The 18,358-nt window shown below is 62.9% G+C and carries 18 protein-coding genes (1 of these 18 running past the window's edge); 8 read left to right on the plus strand and 10 right to left on the minus strand.

Going from position 1 to position 18,358, the window contains the following annotated elements:
* Nucleotides 1–662: the 5' portion of an NADP-dependent isocitrate dehydrogenase gene (gene icd, locus EGH24_RS09075; RefSeq protein WP_142979829.1), read on the minus strand. 601 nt of this gene lie to the left of the window's left edge; only the first 662 of its 1,263 coding nucleotides appear in the window; its start codon is at nt 660–662; the stop codon falls past the left edge of the window.
* Between the two features lie 215 nt (nt 663–877).
* On the opposite strand from icd, the gene EGH24_RS15345 reads away from it, so the two are divergent.
* On the plus strand, nt 878–2,614 hold the full coding sequence (locus EGH24_RS15345; protein ID WP_185903286.1) for a sensor histidine kinase: 1,737 nt from the start codon (nt 878–880) through the stop codon (nt 2,612–2,614).
* Nucleotides 2,615–2,625: 11 nt separating this feature from the next.
* Here EGH24_RS15345 and EGH24_RS15350 read toward each other — a convergent pair whose 3' ends face one another.
* A complete protein-coding gene (locus EGH24_RS15350; RefSeq protein ID WP_185903287.1) occupies nt 2,626–4,026 on the minus strand; it encodes a hypothetical protein in 1,401 nt (466 codons plus the stop codon).
* Nucleotides 4,027–4,336: 310 nt separating this feature from the next.
* Here EGH24_RS15350 and map point away from each other — a divergent pair, with 310 nt between their 5' ends.
* Nucleotides 4,337–5,242 carry a type II methionyl aminopeptidase gene (map, locus tag EGH24_RS09095; RefSeq protein ID WP_142979830.1) on the plus strand — a complete coding sequence of 302 codons (906 nt, stop codon included), beginning with the start codon at nt 4,337–4,339 and terminating at the stop codon, nt 5,240–5,242.
* A gap of 40 nt (nt 5,243–5,282) precedes the next feature.
* Here map and EGH24_RS09100 read toward each other — a convergent pair whose 3' ends face one another.
* Both EGH24_RS09100 and EGH24_RS09105 read right to left on the minus strand, forming a co-directional pair.
* Nucleotides 5,283–5,696 carry a type II toxin-antitoxin system VapC family toxin gene (locus EGH24_RS09100; RefSeq protein WP_142979831.1) on the minus strand — a complete coding sequence of 138 codons (414 nt, stop codon included), beginning with the start codon at nt 5,694–5,696 and terminating at the stop codon, nt 5,283–5,285.
* Entirely contained in the window at nt 5,683–5,910 is a 228-nt protein-coding gene (locus EGH24_RS09105; RefSeq protein ID WP_142979832.1) for an antitoxin VapB family protein, read from the minus strand. The genes EGH24_RS09100 and EGH24_RS09105 overlap by 14 nt, the downstream gene beginning before the upstream one ends.
* A 101-nt stretch (nt 5,911–6,011) precedes the next feature.
* Here EGH24_RS09105 and EGH24_RS09110 point away from each other — a divergent pair, with 101 nt between their 5' ends.
* The 4 genes from EGH24_RS09110 (at nt 6,012) to hmgB (ending at nt 9,557) form a co-directional block, all read left to right on the plus strand.
* Nucleotides 6,012–6,593 (plus strand): HIT family protein, encoded by a 582-nt coding sequence (locus EGH24_RS09110; RefSeq protein ID WP_142979833.1) that lies wholly within the window; start codon nt 6,012–6,014, stop codon nt 6,591–6,593.
* A 67-nt stretch (nt 6,594–6,660) separates the two neighbouring features.
* A complete protein-coding gene (locus tag EGH24_RS09115; protein WP_142979834.1) occupies nt 6,661–7,503 on the plus strand; it encodes a TatD family hydrolase in 843 nt (280 codons plus the stop codon).
* A 50-nt stretch (nt 7,504–7,553) separates the two neighbouring features.
* Nucleotides 7,554–8,144, plus strand: coding sequence for a DUF2150 family protein (locus EGH24_RS09120; protein WP_142979835.1), 591 nt, complete (start codon nt 7,554–7,556; stop codon nt 8,142–8,144).
* A gap of 72 nt (nt 8,145–8,216) precedes the next feature.
* Nucleotides 8,217–9,557, plus strand: coding sequence for a hydroxymethylglutaryl-CoA synthase (gene hmgB / locus EGH24_RS09125; RefSeq protein ID WP_142979836.1), 1,341 nt, complete (start codon nt 8,217–8,219; stop codon nt 9,555–9,557).
* 111 nt (nt 9,558–9,668) lie between these two features.
* On the opposite strand, the gene fer is transcribed toward hmgB, so the two are convergent.
* On the minus strand, nt 9,669–10,058 hold the full coding sequence (fer, locus tag EGH24_RS09130) for a ferredoxin Fer (protein WP_142979837.1): 390 nt from the start codon (nt 10,056–10,058) through the stop codon (nt 9,669–9,671).
* Between the two features lie 154 nt (nt 10,059–10,212).
* Here fer and EGH24_RS09135 point away from each other — a divergent pair, with 154 nt between their 5' ends.
* On the plus strand, nt 10,213–11,082 hold the full coding sequence (locus EGH24_RS09135) for a CheF family chemotaxis protein (protein ID WP_142979838.1): 870 nt from the start codon (nt 10,213–10,215) through the stop codon (nt 11,080–11,082).
* Between the two features lie 71 nt (nt 11,083–11,153).
* Here EGH24_RS09135 and EGH24_RS09140 read toward each other — a convergent pair whose 3' ends face one another.
* The 5 genes from EGH24_RS09140 to cheB form a co-directional block, all read right to left on the minus strand.
* Entirely contained in the window at nt 11,154–12,017 is an 864-nt protein-coding gene (locus tag EGH24_RS09140; RefSeq protein WP_142979839.1) for a CheF family chemotaxis protein, read from the minus strand.
* A gap of 69 nt (nt 12,018–12,086) precedes the next feature.
* Nucleotides 12,087–13,298: a HEAT repeat domain-containing protein gene (locus EGH24_RS09145; RefSeq protein ID WP_142979840.1), complete on the minus strand. Its 1,212-nt coding sequence runs from the start codon at nt 13,296–13,298 to the stop codon at nt 12,087–12,089.
* Nucleotides 13,299–13,313: 15 nt separating this feature from the next.
* Nucleotides 13,314–14,126: a CheR family methyltransferase gene (locus EGH24_RS09150; protein WP_142979841.1), complete on the minus strand. Its 813-nt coding sequence runs from the start codon at nt 14,124–14,126 to the stop codon at nt 13,314–13,316.
* Nucleotides 14,123–16,435 (minus strand): chemotaxis protein CheA, encoded by a 2,313-nt coding sequence (locus EGH24_RS09155; RefSeq protein WP_142979842.1) that lies wholly within the window; start codon nt 16,433–16,435, stop codon nt 14,123–14,125. Before EGH24_RS09155 ends, EGH24_RS09150 begins: the two co-directional genes overlap by 4 nt.
* Nucleotides 16,432–17,454 (minus strand): chemotaxis-specific protein-glutamate methyltransferase CheB, encoded by a 1,023-nt coding sequence (cheB, locus tag EGH24_RS09160; RefSeq protein ID WP_246057949.1) that lies wholly within the window; start codon nt 17,452–17,454, stop codon nt 16,432–16,434. The genes EGH24_RS09155 and cheB overlap by 4 nt, the downstream gene beginning before the upstream one ends.
* 229 nt (nt 17,455–17,683) lie before the next feature.
* Here cheB and EGH24_RS09165 point away from each other — a divergent pair, with 229 nt between their 5' ends.
* Nucleotides 17,684–18,151 (plus strand): chemotaxis protein CheW, encoded by a 468-nt coding sequence (locus EGH24_RS09165; RefSeq protein WP_142979843.1) that lies wholly within the window; start codon nt 17,684–17,686, stop codon nt 18,149–18,151.
* Nucleotides 18,152–18,358: the final 207 nt, after the last annotated feature.

Consider the following 18,358-nt stretch of genomic DNA (forward strand, 5'->3'; position numbering starts at 1 on the left):
CGGTCGTTNNNGANCGCGTANTCGATGGCCTCGCGGATGAGTCGCTTCGAGCCGAATTCGGTGATCGGCTTGACGCCGATGCCGACGGGGCCGTCGTGGATCGTGTTGTCGAAGCCCATCTCGTCTTCGACGAACTCTTTCACGTCTTGGACTTCATCAGTGCCGGCTTCCCATTCGATGCCGGCGTANACGTCNTCNGTGTTCTCNCGGAANNTGACCATATCCATCNNCTCNGGCNCNNTNACCGGNGANGGGACGCCGTCGAGGTGGTAGGTNGGCCGCANNTTCGNGTAGAGNTCNAGCTTCTTGCGGAGNGCGACGTTNAGNNNCCGNAAGCCNGCGCCGACCGGCGTCGTCAGCGGGCCCTTGATCGCAACGCGGTGTTCGCGGATGGCGTCGACGGTCTCCTGTGGGAGATTCTCGTCGTACATCTCTCGGGCGGAACTGCCGGCGTAGACCCGCATCCAGGCGATAGAGCGGCCGGTCGCNTCNGCGGCNGCGTCGAGNACCTGCTGGGCGGCGGGGCCGACNTCCGNGCCGATCCCGTCGCCATGAATAATCGGAATGATTGGCGTCTCCGGCACGTTCAGCTCCCCGGTATCCTCATCGGCGAGCGTGATCTGCTCGCCCTCGTCGGGGATATCGATCTTGTCGTAGCTCATAGACGGTGGGTGATTTTTCAAGGACGCTAAAAGGCCTGCCGTTCTTCGTGTGACACCACACCGCTACCCGAGTCCCAGCCGACTATTCGGCTCTGAAGCGGGCAAAGTGTGGACGGATGGCGACCGTCGGTATCCGTCGGAGCGAGTGCGGTCAATTTCGCGCGCTCCGACGAGGACATAAACTTACTTCATGGCCTCGCCGGTACCAACAGTCAGTGGGGCAACTCGTTTCGATGCAGGTCGCGGTGGGGGCCGGCGTGGTGAGCCTCGGCTACCTCGCCTTCGGCGGCTATCTCCTCAACCGATACGAGGGGATCGGCGTCCGCAGCCTCAGCCTCTTTTCCATTCTCTGGGGCGCGAACTTCCTGTCGGCGGCCGCAGTCATCTACGCGTTTTCGAACTTCGGCATTACCAACGGGTCACAGCTTACCCAACTCGGTTCGCAGGTGCCAACGAGCCTCCAACCCGTATTGATCAGCGTTGATTTCCTTGCCGGACTGTTCACCGTCAGCGGGATCTTCGTGTGGCTCTGGTTCGTCCTCCAGTACACCCAGCGGATCGGCCGACGGGAGAAAACCGCTATCGCCGTGCTCGGCGGCGTGACCTTCCTCGTCTCGGCGGTCAACGGGCTCACCGGCGCGGCAGCCGCGTTCGGACTCCTCGAGATCGAGCCCGCGCTCCGGACGAGTTTCCACGAGTTCGCCACGGTCTTCGAAGTCCTCGGTACGAGCGTCGCCATCGGCGTCGGCATCGCGCTGCTGTACACGACAGCGACCCGCCACCAACCGTTCAGGAGCCGGAGCGTCGTCGGCCTGTCGCTGGCGATCGTCTTCCCGTGGCTCGTCGGCTATCTCTATCAGTTCGGCCTCGTCACGGAATTCGCGTCGGTCAGCGCGCTTCGGGCCAGCGCACTCACCCTCGGACTCGGGGGACTGTGGCTCACCGTCACCCGCGATAACATCTTCGAGCAGTTGCCGGCGTCCCGAACGGTCGGCCGACAGACCGCCTTCGATGCCTCCGATACCGCCATCGTCGTCGTCAACAACGCCGGCAACGTCTCGGATCTCAACCCGGCGGCCCGAGAGTTGTTCGGCGTCTCCGAACTCGACAGCATCGGCGCGCCGCTGGCGTCGCTGCTCCCCGAAACGGTCGATAGCGACGCGGTCAGACAGTCCGAGCCGATCACCTTCGAGATGCCGGCCGGCGACACAGTCGTCGAGGCGGCGACGACGACGGCGACCGACGACAGCGGGCAGGCGATCGGCGAAACCATCGTGTTCACAGACATCACTGACGAACGGCGTCGCCAACAACGGATTCAGGTACTGAACCGCGTGCTCCGGCACAACCTCCGGAACGACCTCAACGTCGCCCAAGGGTACGTCGACGTGATGACCGATGCCGACAGCGATACCGAACAGTACCAAACCAAGATCGAATCCATCTTCGGAAAACTCGTCACCATCGGCGACAAGGCCCAACGCACCGAAACCGTGTTGGCCGCCGATCCGCTGGCGAACTCGGCGACCGAGCTGTCGGTCCTCATCGAGGATGCGGTCACCTCCATCGAAGCCGACACCGAGTCGGTCCCGATCTCGGTGTCCGTTCCCGCGGAGACGGCCGTCCGCATCAATCCGGTCGTCATCCAGTCGATCATCGAGGAGTTACTCTCAAACGCGATCCGTCACAGCGGTTGTTCGGAGATCACGGTCAGCTACGAGCCCGAAGCGACGACGCTCGTTGTCACCGACGACGGCTCGGGGATACCGAGCCACGAGATTACTGTCCTCGACAACGCCGAGGAAACGGCCCTCGAACACGGCAGCGGACTGGGGCTGTGGCTGATAAAATGGGGAACCGACAGCTTCGGCGGCCGAGCTACCTTCGATACCGACGACACGGGGACGCGTGTCCGGATCAAAATACCGGCCGACCTCGTCGACGAAGCCTAAACGGCGCGACGCTACTGGCTGGGTCGCCACGCGAGCAGCGTCGCCGCCGCCAGTGCGACGAACGCGACGCCGAGGCCGAAGCCGAAGGTGCTGTCGGTCGTCGCGGTCGTCGCAGTCGCATTCCTCGCGTCATCGAGGTCACCGTCGGCGGACTCCCCGTCGGAGTCGTCGATTTCGGCGACCGCGAACAGCGAGAAGCCGCCGGTCTCGGCAGCCACCGTCACGGTTCCGTTCGTGGTTGATTCGACGGTTGTGTCCAGTTCTTCCCAGCCGTCGTCAGTTTCGTGGACGACGACCGCGTTGTTTGGGTCCTCGAGGTCGGCTGCGTCGACCTGCATCGTGACCGTCGCAGGCGTGTCGCTGGCAGATTCACCCGCCTCGTCGTAGACTGAGATGTCGGCGACGGTGACGACGTTGACAGCGGCCTCGTTGTCGGCGGCCGAATCGTCGTCAGTAGCCCCGTCGTCAGCGTCGTCGTCAGCAGTCGAATCGCCGCCGCTGACAGCTGTCGCAGCGAGGTCGTTGGCAACGGTTTCAGCGATCAGGTCCCGCATCTCAGCCGATGGATTGCTATGTTCCTCGATTTCGACGCTGCCGCGGAGGTCCTCGTCGGCGAGGGTGACGCCGGCAACGGTCTCGGTAGCTGCATCCGACCGCACCGTGATGCCCGGTTCGTCGGGTTGGGCGTCGGTGATTTCGACTTCAGTTGCGGCGGCGGGTTCGGCGGCAGAGACTTGATTCCTGACTTCGTCGATGTCAGGTCCGCCGTTTTCACCGGCAGCGTCTGCTTGGTCACTCGCGGGGGCCGTCTCATCGCTGTTTCCGGGGTTGTCCGCGCTGGGTGTCTCGTTGGGGGCGTTGTCGTTAGCTGAACCGGCAGCATCTGAATTGCCGTTCGAATCAGAATTCTCGGAGTTGCCGGTGTCGGTACCACCACCGTTGTCATCCCCGCCGGTGTTGGTATTGTCAGCGTTGTCGCTGTTGCCGCCATTACCAGCATCGTTCGAACTGCCGGCGTTGTCCGCGCCACCACCGTTGGTTCCATCAGAGGAAGAACTACTGCTGGAGCTATCAGAGGAAGAACTACTGCTGGAGCTATCAGAGGAAGAACTACTGCTGGAGCTATCAGAGGAAGAACTACTGCTGGAGCTATCAGAGGAAGAACTACCGCCATCGTTGTTGCCGCTGCCGCCACCGGCATCACCACCGCCACCGGCATCACCACCGCCACCGGCATCACCACCGCCACCGGCATCACCACCGCCACCGGCATCACCACCGCCACTGGGGTTATCGCCGCCCTGCGATTGGGCAACAGTCGGGCCGACGAAGGCGGCTCCGATAGCCACCGTCGACATCACCACAATCGCCGCAAGCAGAATGGCCCGAGTTTTTACACGGCGCGTCGTCATTGGAGCAACACCTGCCGATCAACAGCGGTCGGTTGGCGCGCGATATGGACGGTAGACTCCCCCGTCTGACTGCCAGCGTCCGTATTCGAGATCGTGTTCCGTCTCTGTTGGTTCATGCTTATGCCCGATGGATACCGTTCGATCGACTCTGCCCGGAGAGCCGATTGTACGGTCGTGTTATTTTTACTAATTATTGGCACCCACTTTGTCTTATTGGTTATAATCCAGTCACTAACTGGGCAGGTAATATCTTGTCTGCCACGGGAGGGCCGGTCGGAACCGCTTTGGGGCCGCCCGCCAACCACCGGATATGAGCATCGGACCGCTCGATTCCGACGCCGTCGAGAGCTACCGCGAGGCCGGCGCAATCCTCGTCGAGACGATGAACGAGGCCCGCGAGATGATCGAACCCGGCGTCACCCAACTCGAGGTCGCGGAGTACGCCGAAGACGCCATCCGCGAGGCCGGCGCGGGGCTGGCGTTCCCGGTCAATATCTCGGTCGACGAGGCCGCCTCCCACGCGACGCCCGCACGCGATGACGACACGGAGTTCGGCGAGGAGATGATCTGCCTCGACATCGGCGTCCACGTCGACGGCTACATCGCCGACGCCGCCGTCACCGTCGATTACACCGGGAGCGACGATCTCGTCGAGGCGTCCGAGACCGCACTCGAAGCCGCCGTCGAAGCCGTCGCGCCGGGCGTCCCGGCCGGGGAGGTCGGCGGAGCAATCGAGAACGCTATCGAAAGCTACGGCTACACGCCGATCCTCAATCTGACGGGCCACGGCGTCGAACGCTACGACGCCCACACCGGGCCGAGCATCCCGAACCGCGCAGTCGACCGCAGCGTCGAACTCGAAGTCGGCGACGTGCTCGCCATCGAGCCGTTCGCTACCGACGGCCGCGGGAAGGTCGGCGAGGGCGCGACCGAAGAGATCTACGAGCAGGTCGGCGACGGCTCGGTTCGGGACCGCCGGGCACGACAGGTCATGGACGAACTGGAAGCCTTCGACGACCTGCCGTTTGCGGCCCGATGGCTCGACAGTTCGCGCTCAGAGATGGCCCTCCGGACGCTGAAGAACGCAGAGATCGTCAAGGGGTATCCAGTACTGAAGGAAGCCGACGGCCAGCTTATCAGCCAAGCCGAACACACCATGATCGTCACCGAAGACGGCTGTGAAGTGACGACCGCTGGGATTCACGACTTCGATTGAGCGGCTTCGGGTCCCATCGACACCGCAGTCACTACCCGGGTTAGAACGTCTCCCAGTCGATAACTTCCACATCGTCGATCCGCTCGAAGTCGTTGACGTTGGCGGTGACGACAGGGAGCTGTTGTGTCCGAGCCGTCGCGGCGATGTAGACATCATGGAGATCATCGAGCGGTCGACCCTGTTGTTTGAGCGACCCGATGATCCGTGCGGCTGTCGTGGCGACCGGTCGTGAGACCGGATGGATATCAAAGCGCGCGAGCAGTCTGGTGAGCTTGTCCTGTGCCGCCCGGTAAGCGTCGGTTCCGGAGTCGTACTGCAGTTCGACGCCTAACTGGAGTTCAGTCACCGTCACCATGCTGAGCAGATGGCGACCCTGCTCGTCGAGGGTTGCGACCTTGTCGTCAACGCCGCCGCGGTCGATATCGACGACAACGGAGGTATCAACCAGTTTCATCAGTGATCCGCTCGACTGTCCCGCGGCTCAGCGATTCGATCTCTTCGGTGACGCGGTCGGCCATCTCGGCGTCGAACACCTGCTGGCCCGAAACGTCAGCAAGCGTCCCACCGCTGTCGAGTTTCGCATCGATGACCTCGCTGAAACTCCGGTCGCCTTTCTCCCGTTTCAGCCGACGATACACGTCGTCGCTGATGGCGATATTCTTGCTCATATACTACGTATGGGTACCCATACACAAAAAAATAGCTTGCGGAGCAACCACCCGAGCGCGGCCGACGGTAGAGCTAACAGGCCCAAGTCACAGCCCTCCGTATGGACCAGATCTTCGCCCCGTGGCGGATCGACTGGGTCGAACGTGACCCCGAGGCAAAAACTATCGACGGCTGTCCGTTCTGCGTCCTGCCCGAGCGCGACGCCGACCGCGAGAGTCGCATCGTCGCCCGCAGCGAACGCAGTTTCGCCCTCCTCAACAACTACCCCTACAATCCGGGGCATCTGATGATCATCCCCTATCGCCATCTCGGCGACTATGAAGCTCTCACTACCGCCGAACTCCTCGACCACGCTCGCCTCAAACAGGTCGCTATCGACGCACTCCACGACGGACTCGGGCCCGACGGCCTCAATATGGGCATGAACCTCGGCGAGGGGGCGGGTGGCTCTATCGGCGACCACCTCCACACACATATCGTCCCGCGATGGGAGGGTGACACCAATTTCATGCCCGTCATCGGCGAGACGAACGTCATCGTCGAAGCCGTCGACGATACCTACGAGCGACTCCACGAGGGATTCGCCGCCCAGCCCGGTGCTGTCGTTGTCGACGACGCTGCTGACGACGCCGAACAGGCAGTCGAATTCTCGTTCGATCTCGCTGTCGACGACACCGAGTAGCGGTATTGCTGCGGACGGCCAACCGCCAAACCAGCCGATTTTTGCCCGTCGCTGCCAACCCACAGCTATGGACGCGGAGACGCCGGTGCTCGACAACCACATGCACCTCGATCCCGACGCCGCCCGCGGGATGGACGCCGTCGAGGATTTCGTGCGACTCGGCGGCACCCACCTGCTTGTCGTCAACAAGCCCTCGTGGCACCTCGGCGTCGAATCGACCGATCCCGAGGACTTCCGCTCCGTCTTCGAGACGACCATCGACATCGTTGCCGACGCGAGCGAGTTGCTGCCGGGGCGTGCGTGGCCGATCCTCGGCGCGCATCCCGGACTGATCAACCGGCTCATCGAGGATCGTGGCTGCTCGCCAGCCGAGGCGCGAGAGTGCATGCAGGGCGTCCTCGATATCGCCGCCGAGTACGTCGAACGCGGTGACGCACTCGCGCTGAAATCCGGCCGGCCACACTACGATGTCGACGACGCAGTCTGGGACGCCTCCAACGACGTCATGAAACACGCCTTCGAGTTGGGAGCCGACCTCGACTGCGTCGTTCAGCTGCACACCGAGGCCAGCGAAGACCTGACTGAGATCGCTGAGTGGGCCGAGGAGCGCGGACTCGGCCGCCAACAAGTCGTCAAACACTACGCCAGCGGCCGCCTCGCAGGCCCGACGCCGAGCGTAATGTGCAAGAAAGAGTGGTTGGAGACCGCCGCTGAGAACGGCGAGCCGTTCCTGATGGAGACCGATTACGTCGACGACCCCGACCGGCCGGGCGCGGTCATGGGCCCGAAAACCGTTCCCCGGCGCGTCCGCTGGCTCCGCGAGAAGGGATACGACGACGCTATCGAAACCGCTCACGTCGAAACGCCGAAGCGGGTTTACGGCATCGACACCCGTGGAACCCTCGGGTAGCGGCCTCAACGAGAAGAAAGGCCTTTGAGTGCGCCCGCGGAGACACAAGTATGACCGATGACGACGAGCCAGCCGAGACGTTTTACTCGGAAGACCGCTGGCAGAACTGGCTGACGCGGGTCGGCGAGGAGGACCTCGATCCCGAAAGCGAGGATTTCGCCCGGCTCTACTTCAATCTCCAGAACGACACCACCATTGCGATCGCCAAGATCATCACCGCCGTCGAGGACGGCCATCTCGACGAGGAAGGCGGTCTCGACAAACTGGAGTTCATCAACGACATCGTCCTGGCCGAACCGGAGTTCGACGCCGAGAACAAGCTGCTGTTGATCGACAGCGTCCAAACGAGTCTGATTCCGGTCTTCTATGCCGCCGAAGAATACCTGATCGGCGGGCCCGTCGAGGAGCAACCGCTCGACGACAACATCGCCGCCGCCGTCGACGCTGCCGCCGAAGAGGACGAAGACGCCGCCCTCGCGTTCCTCGTGCAGGCCGGCACCCAGATCATCGACGGCGCGGAGTTCGATGGCAGCGACCTCGACGAACTCGACTCCTGGCTCGTCTCCGAGTGGCTCAACGGCCTCGACAGCCTGCAGGACGCCTTCGCCGACCCCGAAGTCATCGAAGAGGACGAGGACTAACCTGACTGTTTTACGACGATCAACGTCACTCGTATCGACACACCCATAAGCCGCTGCTGGCAATCGGCGGGCATGGAACCTGTCGGCATCGACGCGGTTGAGGTCTGGACCGGCAAGCTCAAACTCGATCTGCCGGAAACACTCGCCCCGCAGAAGGGCGAGGACCCCGACAAATACCGCAAGGGAATCGGCCTCGTCGCCTCGTCGTTCCCGGATCTCTACGAGGACATCGTCACCATGGGTGCCAACGCCGCCAAGCGGCTCATGGATCGGAAGGGCCTCACGCCCGAGGATATCGGTCGGATCGACGTCGCCACCGAGTCGGCCTTCGACAACTCGAAGCCGGTTTCGACGTACGTCGCCGGCTGTCTCGAACAGTACTTCGACGGCGAGTTCCGCCACGCCAACAAGGGCGAACGGAAATTTGCCTGCGTCGCCGGCACTCAATCGATCGACGACGCCTACAACTGGATCCGCGCGGGTCGCAACCGCGACCGAGCAGCCCTCGTTATCGCCACCGACACCGCCCTCTACGCTCGCGGCGACCCCGGCGAGGCGACACAGGGTGCGGGCGCGGTCGCCATGCTCATCGACGAAGACCCCGATCTCGTCGAGATTTCGAACGAGCAGGGGTACGGCAGCATGGACGAAACCGACTTCCTAAAACCGAATCAGCAGTTCCCCTCCGTCGACGGCAAGCGGTCAATGCAAGTGTACCTCTCGCGCATGCGCGAGGCCGTCGAGGACTTCGAATCCGTCGCCTGGGACATGCACCCCGACGACTTCGCCTACGTTCCGTTCCACACGCCGTTCCCGGGGATGGTGCGAAAGGCCGCGCTGCTGGGCTACCGGCACATGAGCCGCGATACCGAAATCGAAGACGAACTCGCCGACGAGATCGGCCGCCAACCGCGCGAGGACGACCATGCCTCCCGGGAAGCCTACGAGGAGGCGATCCGCGACTACATGGACGACCTCAAAGAGACCGAACAGTACCNNGCGTGGTACGACCGNACCATCGANCCGACNCTNGNCATCTCNCGACACGTCGGCAACTGGTACACCGGCTCNGTCCACATCGCCAGAATCGCCGCCCTGCAGTACGCCGCTGAGGAGGACCGCGATCTCACGGGTGAAAAGCTCCTTGTGGGCTCCTACGGCTCGGGCGCGCAGGCGGAGATCCACGCCGAAACCGTCCAGCCGAACTGGGAGAGTGAGATCGACCAACTCAACGTCGATGCTCAACTCCACGCCCGGTATGACCTCTCCTATGAGGAGTACGAACAGGTCCACGACAGCCACAACTACGAGAAGGGCTCCGTCGATATCGACCCGTTCACCGAGCCGAGCGACGAGTTCGTCTTCACCGGCTGGGGTCGGATGAACGAGCGGCAGTATGAGTACATCGAATAGCGGTCGGGGGCTGCGAGATGTTTCAAACAGATTCGCCAGCTGTAGCTACGCAGTCAAGAAGGCCACATCCTCAAGCGAGGATGCGGGTAGTCGCCGGCGACGAGCCAGCGTTTAGATAACGCGGTTCTGGAGGTAATCNAGGTGCTTNGCGTTGTAGACGATCTNNACNNNGTCNGCNGCNGGCGAGCCGATACACGTCAAGCGGACGTTCTTCTCTTCGACCTCTTCGTCGGAGAGGATCTGCTGCATGTCCATGTCGATGTCGCCCTCCGTGACGATGGCCGCGCAGTTCGCACAGGCGCCGGCGCGACAGGAGAACGGCCAGTCGTACCCCTGTGCCTCGGCGGCTTCGAGGATGTACTCGCCTTCGTTCACATCGAGCGATCCGTAGTCCTCGTCGCCGAGNCCNGCGTCNNCGGCTTTNTCGAAGAGGTCGTCGTCNTCNATCTCCCANCCGTNGTCGCCCAGCACGTCGTAGTTCAGGTAAGTTACTGTTGGCATCGTTCCTTGGTTGGACACCCATCCCATTAGACTTTGTTGTTTCCGCAGTCTCCGCGGGAGGATAGTGTACGTTTCTGCAGTGGGCCCAATCGGCTGTCACCCCGGCAAACGTAGCGCGAAACAATCAAGAGGTCCGCTCAAGTAACAGCAATGCATGAGCGAGGCAGTGGTGGCGGATTTCCCCGGCCGGTTCCATACCGAGGAGACCGAGACTCGGAAACCGGTCAACGGGCGGATCCTCCTCAGCCAGAAGCAGCTCGTCCTCGCTACCGACGAGGCTGAGACCCGCATCCCGCTGTCGTCGGTCGTCGACGCCAACGTCGGCTCGCCACCACCAGCCTTCAAACAGTTCTTCAACGACACCGTCACCATCGCCTACAAGAAGAGCGGCCAGCGGCGCGCGGCGATCATCGAGGCCAACGGCCAAAACGTCGAGAAGTTCAAAACGGTCTTTTTCAAGGTCGCCATCGGCGGCCAGACAGTACTGGTCAAACACCCCGCAAAGCGTGGGGGTCGAATCACGGACGCCAGCGACCGCAAGATGAAACTCGGTCTCAAGCGCGGCCAACTCGATCTCAAGGGCAACGACGAGACCGTCACCATCGATCTCGGCGGCGTCATCGACTTCGGCCGCGAGCAACGCGATATCGGCGGGAAAACCCGGCCGACACTGTCGGTCGACCACTCCGAGGCCGGCACGACGCTGACGACGCTGATCACGCTGCCGAACGGCCGGAAGCTCAATCTGTTGGGCCGGTACGTCCGGCTCGAATACAGCGACATCATGGAGGACCTCGAAGAGATCGAAGTCGGCGAGGAAGAGGTCGAAACCCTCGTCTCGCTGTACAGTGCCGGCGGCAGCGCGGAACTCGGCATGCTCGTCACCGGCGACATCAACGAAACCCGCGCCATCGTCGACAAACTCAAAGAGAAGGAACTCGTCGAGGACGGCGACTCGGGGCTCGCGCTCACAGCGAAAGGCCAGGTCATCGTCAACCAGAAGATCGAATCGGTCAACGCCTGACGACGCGGGCACCACTCCCGGACAGAGGTTTCGACGCCAGAACGAGAGTTCGACCCAGAAACGAAGACTGCTTACTGCTCGTTCATCGCCTCGCTGGCGATGTTGCGCCCGCGGGAGTTGAGCGTGACCTCGTGGCGCGTGCGGACTTCATCGACGATATCCAGTTCGATCAGTTTCTCGAATGTCTCCTCGACATCCTCGACATCCTGCCCGATGAACGCCGGGATCTCGAACGGCGAGACGCCGGAGTACAGTGCCATCAGCACCTCTTTTTCCGATGGATCGAGATCGACGTTGGCCTCGCTGCGGCGTTCACCCTCCGCGAGGAACGATTTAGCGAACTTACAGTCCCGCTCTTTGCCAGTGATGTGCGTCTCGACGCTGGTCTGGCCGTCGACGTGAGAGACCTGCACCACGATCCGTTCCTCGCCGCCGACGGTCTGGCGTTCGGTGTTGATCTCGCTGATCTCGTCGAGTTCGAGTTCGACGAACTTCCCGCTCTGGAGGGCGGTCGCAATCGACTCCGCTTCGACTTTGAGGCGGGCTTTCTCCCACTTCTCGTCGGTGACGACGCCACCCTCGACGGCCGGGTGTTTCGCCTTGACGATGTTCTCGTCGAGCATCGCCTTGAAGAAGGCCGTCTTGAACTCCTCGTGGTCGGACGCCGAGATCAACATTACGTCCTCGTCGAGCCGGAGGCTCAGATAGTTCGAGACCGACGCGATGGCTTGGGAGCCGTCCTCGCGGCCACCGAGATCAGTGATATCGGAGAGGGCAATGGTCTTCTTGCCGTCGTTGCCGGCGAGGATGATCCGGCGGTTCGACAACAGGATGCGGCCTTCGGACCACGAGACGTTGTTGAGCTGCCGGCCGTCCTTGACCGCCATCGTGAACCGGCCTTTCGTATCCGCTATTTTGTACTCACCCTCACTCATTTGGTATCACCATCCCGGCGCGCCGCCGACGGTGGACATGTAGTCGTACTGTCTCGCTACTCTGTAATATCACTGTCGGCCCTTTAACTTTGAGACGGCGGAAAACGCGCGCTTCCGAACCTGTTTGCTGTCGTCATCGGTAAGGTTCGAGACCACGTCCGACGACCGCTCGCCGCCGATCTTCCCGAGGACGAAGACACCCTGTGCGCGGGCGTCGGCGGCCGCGTCACTTTTTACGAGGTCGATCAGCTCGGTTTCGACTTTCTCGCCACCGATCTCCGCGAGGCTGGTCGCCGCGAACTGCGAGGTCTGCATGTCGTCGCTTTCGAGTGCCTCGACGAGGACTTCGATCGTCTTCCGGTCGGGGTCCTCAACGATCCGGCCGAGGAACCACGCCGCGTTTCGTCGCTGTCGCTTCTGGGAGCTCTCTTCGAGAATCTCGACGATGGGTTGGACTGTCGCCTCGTCGGCGTCCTGTAGCTCAGCGACGATCCGGTCGCGGATCTGGTGGCTCTTTTGGGTCGGGACGTTCGACAGCAGTTCGAGGATCGAGTAGACGGCCGCGCTCCGCACGGCCGTGTTCGGGTCGGTCAGCGCGTTGGCCAGCGGCTCGACCACGTCGGCAGTGCCGGCTTCGCCGAGGGCGTTGGCGGCAACCCGTCGGATGGAGTCGTTGTTGGAATCCATCATGTCGGTGAGCGCGGCGAGTGCCTGATCGGTCCCGATAGTCGACAGCGCGACGGCGGCCTCCTCCCGAACCCGGCCGCTGGGATCCGACAGCCGGTCGATCAACGCCGGGACGGCCGAGGCGTGGCCGATCATCCCGAGGGCCAGACAGACCCGTACCCGCACCTTTGAGTTGTTATCCGACAGCGCGTTGGTCAGCGAACTGACCGCCGATTCGTCGCCGAGTTTTCCCAGCGCGGAGGCGGCGGCCATCCGGAGTTCGGGGATATCGGAGTTGAGTGCCTTCGCAAACCGTTTGGCGACCGCCCAGTCGGCACCCTCTTCGATCTTCTGGCCGGTGATCTCCGAGAGCAACTGTTCGACGGCCTCCGTCCCGATCTGATCGAGCCCGTCGACCGCGGCCGCCCGGACGGCCTCCACATCGTCAGTGACCGCAACCGAAACGAGGGATTCGACCGTGTCGGCGTCGTCCGTGTCAGCGATCTCACCCAACAGCTCACAGGCACGTTTCCGGACGGCGGGGCTGTCGCTCTCCAACAGCATCTCCCGCAGGCCTTCGGCGTCGCCGTCCCGGGCAAGATCGTATAACGACATTGCTACTACCCTCCCCTATGGGGTGTATCGGTAAATACGACACCGTTTGTTGACGGGGTCGAAGTCGTCACGGAGCTCCTGTGGAATGGTTTCGGTCATCCCGATCACGAGGTAACTGCCCTCGCTCATCGAGTCGGTGATCGTCTCGAAAATGGGGATCTTGAACTCCGTGTCGATGTAGATCAGCAGGTTCCGACAGAAGACCAGATCGCAGTTCCGTCGCGGCTCGTCTTGGATCAGGTCGTGTCGTTCGAAGCTAACCGCATCACGGAGTTCGGGTTTGACCGTGAACTCGTTGTCGACGACATCGACGTACTGTTCGGGGTCGTCAAGCAGGCTCAACTCCTCGCCGATGTCGGTCGTCCGGGTCGTCTCGTAGGTGCCGGCCCGGGCGTTTTCGAGAGCTTCGTCGCTGATATCGGTGCCGACGACGTTCAGCCGACTCTCGTCGATATTTCGGTCGTCCATCCCGAGCATGTACACCGAGTACGGCTCCCGACCGTCGGCACACGGCGCGCTCCAGACAGACACCCGGCGGTTGTCCTCGGTCAGTTCTTGAAGGACTGGCCGGAGAGCTTCCCACATTTCCTGATTGCGGAAGAAGTTGGTAACGTTGATCGTCAGCGAATCCATCAGAGCCTCCTTCTCCCGGTCGTCGGATTTCAGCACCTCAAGGTAGTCGTCGTACTCATCGACATCCTGCCGGCGCATTCGCGCACTGATCCGACGATCGAGGTAGTCCTCGTTGTAGTACTCCGGCTCGAAATCGACCTCGTCCTGAATGTGTTTGATGACGCGGCCGAAGCTCTCGGTTTTGAACTGTCTCATAGTGTCACCACATCGAGGACCGCAACGACATCACCATCGCCGAGGACGGCCGTCCCGCTGAGGCCCGGGATCCCGCTGAGAACGCCCTCAAGCGGTTTGACGACGACCTCCTCCTGATCGATTACCTTGTCACAGTGGAGTGCAACCTGTCGGTGTTCGTCACGGATGCGCAACAGCATGCCGTCGCCGTTGACGCTGCTTGGCTCGTCGAGGGCATCGCTGAGCCGGAGGATCGGATAGATCTGATCGTCGTGTTCGATGATCTCGTCGCCCTTCGTCGTCCGGATGTCGGTCGCACGCGTGACCTCGGCGATGTTTTTGACCGGAATGCCGTACTCCGTGCCACCGACTTCGACGAACATCACCTTGACAATCGCCACCGTCACCGGCAGGCGGAGCGTGACGACTGTCCCCTCGCCGAGTTCGCTGTCAACGTTGATCGTGCCGTCGAGCTGTTTGACGGTGTTTTGGACCACATCCATCCCGACGCCACGGCCGCTCACGTCGGTGACCTCCTCGGCCGTCGAGAAGCCCGGATGGAAGATGAGCTCGTAGATCTCACCGTCGTCCATCTGTTCGAGCTCGGTCTCGGTTTTCACGCCCTTCTCGATGGCTTTCTCTTTGAGCATCTCCGGATCGAGCCCGGCCCCGTCGTCGGCGACCTCGATGTTGACGTGGTCGCGGTCCCGCGTTGCCGTCAGCGAGACGTTGCCGGTGCGCTCCTTACCGTTGGCCTCGCGTTCTTCGGGCGGTTCGATGCCGTGGTCGACGGCGTTCCGCAGCACGTGAATGAGCGGATCGCGGATCTCGGTGAGGATGGTTCGATCGAGTTCGATATCCTCGCCGGTGACCGTGAAGTTGACCTCTTTGCCAGTTTCGCGGGCCACGTCCCGCACGAGCCGCGGGAAGGTGTCGACGATCTTCGACAGCGGGATGAGCCGCATGTCCATCGCCGTATCCTGCAGGTTGCCCGTGATCTTGTCGAGTTCGTCGAGGTTGTCCGAGTCGATGCCCTCGCGCTCCATCTCCCGGCGGAGCTTGATCCGACTCGTCACCAGCTGTTCGACGAGGTTGTAGAGCTCGTCGAGTTGGTTCACGTCGACGCGGACCGACTGGATGTCGGCGTCGTCGGAGCCGGAACTGCTCGGGCCGGATCGGCCACCGGAACTCGGACCGGATCGGCCGCCGCTACTACTGCTGCTACTGCTGCTACTGCTATCGTCGCTGCTGTCACTGTCGTCGCTGTCGTCGACCTCGCTGTCGTCGCTGGCCTCGTCGCCGTCGTCAGCCTCGCTCTCGTCGTCGTCACCGCTGTCGGTGATCGTGCCGGCCTGTTCGGCCGCTTCGGCCGCCGAAATCGGGTCGGAGGCAGTGACGGTGACCGGGCTGACCGTCGCGGAATCGACCTTGCCCAGCCCGCCGAGGATGCCCTCGATCTCGTCGCCGGAGGTGTCGATCACGAAGATGTCGAAGGTGTCCTCGAAGTCGCCGTCTTCGATCGTATCGCGGTCGGGCTGGGTGGCGATCGTGTCGTAGCTGCCGTCGATCTCCTGCATGATGAAGATCGCTTCGACGCCGGGCATCTCGGTCTCGCCGAGCCCGACTGTCGCCCGATACACGGCCTCGCCCGTATCGAGTTCGACATCGGCCAACGACTCGGGGAAGGCAGCGTCGGCGGCCCCATCCGCGTCGGCTGTCGCCGGCTCCCCGTCGGCGTCGTCGGAATCGCCGGACTCCGCGGGTTCGGCTGCGTCGTCTTCGGCTTCCTCGTCGCCGGTTTCTTCCTCGGCAGCGTCCTCGTCGTCGGGTTCTTCGGCAGTGTCGTCAGTGGTATCGTCTGTGTCGTCAGCATCGGCAGCATCCTCATCTGCGTCGTCGGTCTCGGCAGGTTCGTCGGGGGTTCCGCCACCGCCGCCACCGCCGCTGATGCTGCCGGTCTCCAGTTTTTCGCGGAGGTCGGCCTCGACGCCGCTGGCGTCGATATCGGTCTCGCCGTCCTCGGCAATGTCGCCGACCATCGCATCGAGGTAGTCGACCGAGTCGAAGAGCAGATCCATCAACTCGGTGTCGACGGGGATATCGCCCTCGCGGACCTCATCAAGCAGGTCCTCCATCTCGTGGGCGAGTTCGGCGACGGACTCGTATCCCATCGCGGAGGCGTTGCCCTTCAGCGTGTGGGCGATCCGGAAGATCGAATCCATCGCCTCGTCGTCGTCCGGATCCGCCTCCAGATCCAGCAGTGCGTTGTTCAGTTCCGTGATCCCTTCCTCGCTTTCGGCCACGAAGGCCTTACGGTGTGCGTCGCTCATTGTACCATCTCCCTGATCGTCGTTGCAATGTCGTTGATGTCGCAGACTGCGTCGATGCAGCCCGCCTCGATCGCGCGTTTCGGCATCCCATAGATAACACAGCTCTCCTCGTCTTGGGCCACTGTTCGGCCGCCGGCCTCTTGAATGGCACAGATACCGTCAGTCCCGTCGGAGCCCATCCCAGTGAGAATCACACCGGTCATCGGGTCGTCGATCGTCTCAGCCGCCGACTCCATCGTCACGTTGACCGCGGGGTGCACCGAGAGCCCGAGATCCTCCTCGATCAGCCCGACGCGGATCCGGCCGTTGCTGTAGCCGGTGATCTCGGTGTGGCTACCGCCGCGGGCGACGAGTGCCTCGCCGGCCCCGATCCGCGCGCCGTCGCTGGCCTCCCGCACGTCGTAGCGGCTCGCGGCGTCGAGCCGGTCGGCGAACCGCGAGGTGAACGCCTCCGGCATGTGCTGGATGATGATCACCCGGCAGTCACCGACGGGCAACTCGCTCATCACCTGCTCGACGGCGTCGGGGCCGCCGGTCGAGGAGCCGATGAGGACGGTGCGGGTGTCGTCGAACGGCTCCAGCCCGGTCGTCGTCGTGCCGCCGGCACTCGCGCTGGCCGGCTGGCGTTGCTGCTGGCCGGTTTGGCGGCTGGCCTGCTGGAGGTCGGCATCGGCGACCGACCGGACGGTCTCGATGAGCTGCTCGCCGTGTTGGGAGACGCCCATCGATACCTCGCCGCCGGGTTTCGAGAAGAAGTCGACCGCGCCCTTTTCGAGAGCCTCGAAGGTCACCTCCGCGCCGTCCTCGGTGTGGGCACTCAGCATGAGCACCGGCGTCGGCTGCTCGGCCATGATCCGCTCGACGGCCTCGATGCCGTCCATGCGTGGCATCTCCAAGTCCATCGTGACGGCGTCGGGCTGTTCTTCCTTGACGACTTCCAGCGCCTCGACGCCGTCTTTCGCCTCACCGACAACCGGGATGCCGCCCTCGTCAAGGAGGTCGGTGATCAGCCCGCGCATGAACCGCGAGTCGTCGACGACGACGGTTCGCGGCTTACGCACCGACAGCACCTCCGCACGAGCGGCTGCAGGCGACACCACCGGCTGACGGGGTCGGCTCGGCTCGGCTCGGTTCGCCCCACATTGTTGTGGGTACTACAAAAACCGGCAGAATAAAGCCACCGACCTGAAAATCACCGCTGATAACCATTGGACAGAGTTAACTACCGGTACACCGTGGCATAAACATATGGCAGAGAGTGGAACGCAACCCGCAGATGTCGACGCTGAGCAGTCCACGGGGGAAGCAACCAAAGTCCTCGAGTTCGGGCTCGGCGACGAGACGTACTGTCTGGATATCGGCGTGATCGACGAAATCGTCGACGCCGGCGACCTTACGCGGATCCCGAACTCCCCGCCGCACGTCGAAGGCGTCATGGACCTTCGCGGCCGGACGACCTCGATCATCAACCCGAAATCCGTCTTCGGTATCGAGGAAAACGGCATGCGCGAGCGGATCATCGTCTTCGATCCCGACGCGATGGACGACCAAGCGACCGTCGCCTGGATCGTCGACGAGGTCTATCAGGTCACGGATGTCATGCCTGACGAGGTCGATCAGACGACGACCGCCGACGACGAGAACGTCCACGGGATCGTGAAAGGCGACGACCGCTTCGTCGTCTGGGTCCATCCCGATATCGCCGCCGCCGAGTAAGGGTTGTTTTTCACCGTTGATACGCGGAGGGCAACGTTTATGCCCCGAACGACGAGCCGTTTTTGTATGTCCGTCCCGGACGCCGGCAGCGACAGGTCACCGCCTGCCAGCGGTGGCCCTCGCCCCCACGCTGCCGCCGAGTTCGGGACGACTGCAGGACGCCAGCCCTCCACCACCCCAGCCAGCGGATCCCTGCGCGACCACCCG

The organism is Halonotius terrestris, from assembly GCF_006861665.1.
Lineage (GTDB): Archaea > Halobacteriota > Halobacteria > Halobacteriales > Haloferacaceae > Halonotius > Halonotius terrestris.